The sequence below is a fragment of the Providencia sp. genome (assembly GCF_052096715.1).
GTDB lineage: Bacteria > Pseudomonadota > Gammaproteobacteria > Enterobacterales > Enterobacteriaceae > Providencia.
The window spans coordinates 26309-32379 of record NZ_JBQDNB010000008.1 but is presented as its reverse complement, the minus strand read 5'-3'; the positions used below and the strand labels follow the sequence as shown (position 1 = coordinate 32379).

Genomic DNA, 6071 nt, shown 5'->3' with positions numbered 1-6071 from the left:
GTTGTAGGGGTGTTGGCTTCACTCAGCCCCTTGGGTCACATACTTGTGTATGCTCCCCAAGATGTCTTCGTTTGCCGCCTACCTACAACTCGAATTATTTAGGGTAATCCTAAGAGTCACAAAGGAAATACCCTGTAATGGATGTTGTAGGGGTGTTGGCTTCACTCAGCCCCTTGGGTCACATACTTGTGTATGCTCCCCAAGATGTCTTCGTTTGCCGCCTACCTACAACTCGAATTATTTAGGGTAATATCCTTTTAATAATATAAATAAAATACTACTGATTTCGAGTTGTAGATCTTTAGGTTAGTCGCCGAATTACATAAACATATGACACTCGACCTTCATTACTTTATTGGTGCGTGACTACAACTAAACGAATCGCATCAAGTCGCCATGTCGCTTGCTCAATATTAGTCATTAACAGTTGGCGCTCTTCTTCAATAATCTCTAGCTCTTCATCGCGGATATTTGGATTCACCGCTTTGAGTGCTTCTAGGCGAGAGAGCTCAAGTGTTAGCGCTTTATCCGCAACTTCTTTAGCTTGTGCAATAATCACTTTTGCTTCTTGTTCAATCATTGGCTCTGAGAGGCGCAAAACGGAATGCACTTCATTTTGTACCGCATTGACTAATTTACTCGCCATATGACGATTAATGGAATTTAGCTGACGGTTAAAGCTTTCAAATTCAACTTGAGAAGATAAATTATTACCTTTTAAGTCAATTAGTAACCGCACTGGTGTTGCAGGTAAAAAACGGCTAATTTGCAAGTTTTTAGGTGCTTGAGCTTCAACTACATACACCAACTCAGTGAGTAACGTACCGACAGGTAATGCTTTATTTTTCAATAATGAAACAGCACAGCTACCAGTATCACCCGATAATACTAAATCAAGACCATTGCGAATAATCGGATGTTCCCAACTGATAAACTGTGTATCTTCGCGAGAAAGGGCTTGCTCTCGGTCAAAGGTAATAGTGCAGCCATCTTGTGGTAGTCCAGGGAAATCAGGAACTAGCATGTGGTCAGAAGGTGTTAAGATAATTAAATTATCACTTTTATCTTCTTGGTTAATACCAACGATATCAAAAAGATTAAGGGCAAAATTAACTAATTCAGTATCGTTGTCACCTGCACCAATCTCTTCTGCAAGGCGATTACCCGATTCACCACCATTTGAATGCATTTCAAGCAAGCGATCACGACCTTGCTCAAGCTGTAATTTTAGCGAGTCATGCTCTTCACGGCAGGTTTTAATAAATTCATCAAAACCATCCATCGCTGTAGGTTCAGCCATAAACTGCAATAATTGTTGATAGTACTTATCATAAATAGCACGGCCAGTTGGACAAGTATGCTCAAAAGCATCTAATCCTTCGTGGAACCAACGTAGTAGAACCAATTGTGCGGTATTTTCTAAGTAAGGTACATTGATGGTGATATCGCGATTTTGTCCAATCCGGTCTAAACGACCAATACGTTGTTCTAATAAGTCTGGATTGAAAGGCAGGTCAAACATGACTAGCTGGTTAGCGAACTGGAAGTTACGGCCTTCAGATCCAATTTCAGAGCACAATAATACCTGTGCGCCTTCTTCTTGCGATGCAAAGTAAGCTGCCGCTCGATCACGTTCTAATAACGATAAACCTTCATGGAATACTGCGGCACGAATTGCTTCACGTTCACGTAATATTTGCTCAAGTTGTAATGCTGTCGCGGCTTTGGCACAAATAACTAATACTTTTTCATGACGATTTGCCGTGAGGAAGCCCATGAGCCATTCAACGCGTGGATCAAAGTTCCACCAAGTTGCATTTTCCCCTTCAAATTCTTGATAAATTTGCTCGGGGTATAGCATTTCTTTGGCGCGTGTTTCTAGATCTTTTTTCGAACCCATAATACCTGCAACTTTAATTGCAGTTTGATATTGGGTCGGAAGTGGCATTTTTAGCGAATGTAATTCACGGCGAGGAAAACCTTTAACACCATTACGTGTGTTTCTAAATAGTAGTCGGCTAGTTCCGTGTCTATCCATCAACATATTGGTAAGCTCTTGACGTGCAGCAGTGCCGTCTTCACCTTCAATGTTTGCGGCTTTTAGCAAAGGTTCAATATCTTGCTCTTTAATTAATTCATTGAGAAGATTTTGCTGTTCATTCGTCAGTTTATCGCCTGAAAGGAGTAATGATACTGCATCAGCAACTGGGCGGTAATTATCTTGTTCTGCAATAAATTCTTCATAGTCATGAAAACGGCTAGGATCAAGCAAACGCAAGCGTGCAAAGTGGCTTTCTTGGCCAAGTTGTTCTGGGGTTGCGGTTAATAGAAGAATCGAGGGAACATGTTCTGCTAATGTTTCAATGACTTGGTATTCACGACTAGGTGCGGTCTCGCTCCACTGTAAGTGATGCGCCTCATCGACAACCATCATATCCCAACCGGCTTCAACTAGTTGATCAAAGCGTTGTTTGTTGCGACGAACAAAATCAAGGGAGCATAAAACTAACTGCTCAGTTTCAAATGGGTTATCGCTATCGTGTTGTGCTTCGCTATAACGGCTATCATCAAACAGTGAAAAACGTAGGTTAAAGCGGCGTAGCATTTCAACTAACCACTGGTGCTGCAAGCTATCAGGTACGATGACTAAGATACGCTCAGCACGACCTGCCATCAATTGCTGGTGAATTATCATACCTGCTTCGATGGTTTTACCTAAACCAACTTCATCTGCAAGTAATACGCGTGGATGGTGGCGCTTGCCAACTTCATTAGCAATATGAAGTTGATGTGGGATCAAACTGGCACGAATACCTCGTAAACCAGTAGATTGATGCTTGACTTGTTCACTATAGAATTTACGAGCGCGAAAGCGTAATGCAAAGCGATCCATTCTATCAATTTGACCCGCAAATAGTCGGTCTTGCGGTTTATTGAAGGTCAGTTTACTGTCGAGAAAAACTTCTCTTAGGCTAATGTCAGCTTCTTGGGTATCTAAACGAGTACCTTTATAAGTCAGCAAACCGTTATCTTCTTCAATACTTTCAATTTGAAGCTGCCAGCCTTCATGGCTGGTAATGGTGTCACCTTCGTTGAACATGACTCGAGTAATTGGAGCGTCATTGCGTGAGTAGAGTCTATTTTCTCCACTTGCAGGGAAGAGCAAAGTCACCATACGGGCATCAATAGCCACAACGGCGCCTAATCCAAGTTCGCTTTCTGTGTCGCTTATCCAGCGTTGACCAAGGGTAAATGGCATAGGTTTAACTTAATTCCATAATTTTGATAGTTTATTTTTAGATTTTTTTAAGACAATTTTTACTAATGTCTTCGCCCTGTGTTGATAAATCCGATGTTAGTAAAACAAGGGATAATTCGAACGTTAAAAAATAGCCAGTGTCCTGTGGACAATTATTTATTCTCTATAATCCAAGCTGTATGGAGTCAACATGCACAAGCATTGAATTTCGGTAGTATAGTTGATTCTCTCGTTAAACCGTGTAGTAGTGAAGTGCGAGATATCAAAGGGGCGTTATATTAATTCAAGCGAGGCCTATCGTCACCTGTTAAAAAACGTCAATGTTATAAAGAATACTGTCAATTGCTTAAAATAAAAGCGTTGTGGGTTTAAAATAAAGGCATTAAACATTTAAAATAAAAGTGTAATTTGTCCGGTTGATATCGCGTCAAAGTCATCTTGTAAGAATGGTAAAATGGCATCCGCAATTGGTTTGATTTGCTTGGCTATATAATGTTCATAATCAGGGCGGGCAGTGACAATTTCAAGTGGTTCTGGTCCTGCTTGCGTAATAATATAGCTTATCCAGCCCCCATTTTGATACTGCTGCGGTCGCTGTAGTTTTAAATTATACTCATCGGCTTGTCGTGCTGCTCTTACATGTGGTGGTACATTGCGTTGATAATCCGACAGTTTTCGGCGTAAGCGCTTACGATAAACTAAGCGATCATCATAACGGCCTAAACGAATTGCTTGGACATATTCAAGAATAAACTCGCGGTAGGGTAATCGATGAAAAATTCGTGAATAAAGTTCTTTTTGGAAAATCTGAGCCAGTGGAGTCCAGTCTGAGCGAATGGTTTCTAGCCCTTTAAATATCATGGTGTCTTTACTGAGCCCTGCATAACGCTTTTTACTGCCCATTTCAGCACCTCGTATCGTTGGCATTAAAAAACGTCGATAGTGAGTTTCATACTCTAATTCCAAAACACCATCGAGTTGCCATTCATCGTGTAAATGCTTTACCCACCAGTCATTGACGTAATCACGTAGGTTATAACCAATTTTTTGTGCTTGTTCCTCTGTATGAGCTTCTCGTAACCAGACAAAAGTGGAATCAGTATCACCGTAGATCACTTGATAACCCTGAGATTCAATTAGCTGTTTAGTGATACGCATTATCTCGTGTCCACGCATTGTAATCGAAGCGGTTAGGCGCGGGTCAAAAAAACGGCAACCTTCAGCACCAAGCACTCCAGCAAATGCATTCATAATGATTTTTAGTGCTTGAGAAAGTGGGGCATTATGTTCTTTTTTAGCTTTATCTCTTTCTTGCCAAATGTGACTAACAATACTGGGCAAACAATGTACAGAACGTGAGAACCATGCGTTACGAAAACCTGAAACAGAGTGCTGTTGGTCTGGGTGAGCGAGTCCTTCGATCATTCCTGCCGGATCTATCAAAAAAGTACGAATTATCGACGGGTAAAGGCTTTTATAATCTAGAACCAAAACTGAATCATACAGTCCAGGCTGTGAGTCCATTACAAAACCACCTGGATTAAGCTGCTGTTTTTGTTCTGTTAAATTAGGTGCGACAAAACCAAGGCGATGCAATCGTGGAATATATAAATGTGAAAAAGCAGCCACTGAACCGCCCATTCTATCTGTGGCAAGCCCCGTTACATTTGAGCGCTCTTGTAAGAATGCCATTAAATCTGTTTTTTCAAAAATTCGATGAACTAAGATACAGTCTTGAATATTGTAATGTGCGAGTGCGGGTTTATCATCTGCAAAGCGGCGGTTAATTTCATCCATTCGGTCATAAGGGGTATCAATAGCTTTTCCTTCCCCCAGTAATTGTTGAGCTACAAACTCTAAACTGAATGACGAAAAGCTCCATGTCGCCGCTTTTAATGCATCAATTCCATCAATGATAAGACGTCCTTGTGCGGAAGCAAAAAAAACGCCTTGTTTAAAGCCATGTTCGCGCCATTCCAGTTTTTGTCCTTGGCGACCAAATAATAGTGGGATCCCATAGCGTAGTGCATGTTTTTGTAGAACCTGTAAGTCGAACTGAATTAAATTCCAGCCAATGATGGCATCGGGATCATACTGTTGCATCCATTCGTTAAGTTTATCGAGTAGTTTTGGTCTGCTATCAACGTAAACTAAACGATGATCTGAATTTAATGAAGGGCCTTGATCAGGGCCTAACATAAATACCACGCTATCATTGCAGCCCGATAAACCGATTGAGTAAAGTTCACCATATTGGCTAGTTTCTATATCGAGTGATACGGCTTTAATGATGGGACGGTATTCATCGCAAGGTTTTAGTTGATATTCACCTTGTGAATTACGTGAAAACCAGACAGGAGCTGTTATGAAGCGTTCCATGAGGTAGCGTTCACAGGGGCGAATGTCTGTTTCAAGTAACTCAACACCTAGCTCCAGACAATTTTTTTCAAGATTCTGTAATTGCCGGTATTGATGGCAATAAATGGCGTAGACTTTTTCACGTTGAAAATCCGCTAACTCAATGAGTCGATAAGAAACATTGGGTTGCTCATCTAAAAGGTGGCGAACAATAGGCAATTTAGATTCAGATAAAAAACCAATAGCTTGCTGATAAGGTACTGTGATTTTACGGGGACGATTATCGGTAAGTAACCAATAGCTGACCTCAACACCCTGACGGGTATCTCTCCAGTGACGGCTAAGAATAAAGCCTTTTTCAGCAGGGGACATGGGTTGAGGCATTAGCTTACTCGTTGAAATTATCGGCAGTCTTAATATACATCATTGGTGGGTTTTTATACAGTGTTTTTTG

At 41.0% G+C, this 6071-nt stretch carries 2 protein-coding genes; both read right to left on the bottom strand.

What is annotated here, in order from left to right:
- Positions 1 to 352: 352 nt before the first annotated feature.
- Positions 353 to 3259 carry an RNA polymerase-associated protein RapA gene (gene rapA, locus ACTH6U_RS08445; protein WP_294106805.1) on the bottom strand — a complete coding sequence of 969 codons (2907 nt, stop codon included), beginning with the start codon at positions 3257 to 3259 and terminating at the stop codon, positions 353 to 355.
- Positions 3260 to 3649: 390 nt separating this feature from the next.
- Positions 3650 to 6001 (bottom strand): DNA polymerase II, encoded by a 2352-nt coding sequence (locus ACTH6U_RS08440; protein ID WP_294106807.1) that lies wholly within the window; start codon positions 5999 to 6001, stop codon positions 3650 to 3652.
- Positions 6002 to 6071: the final 70 nt, after the last annotated feature.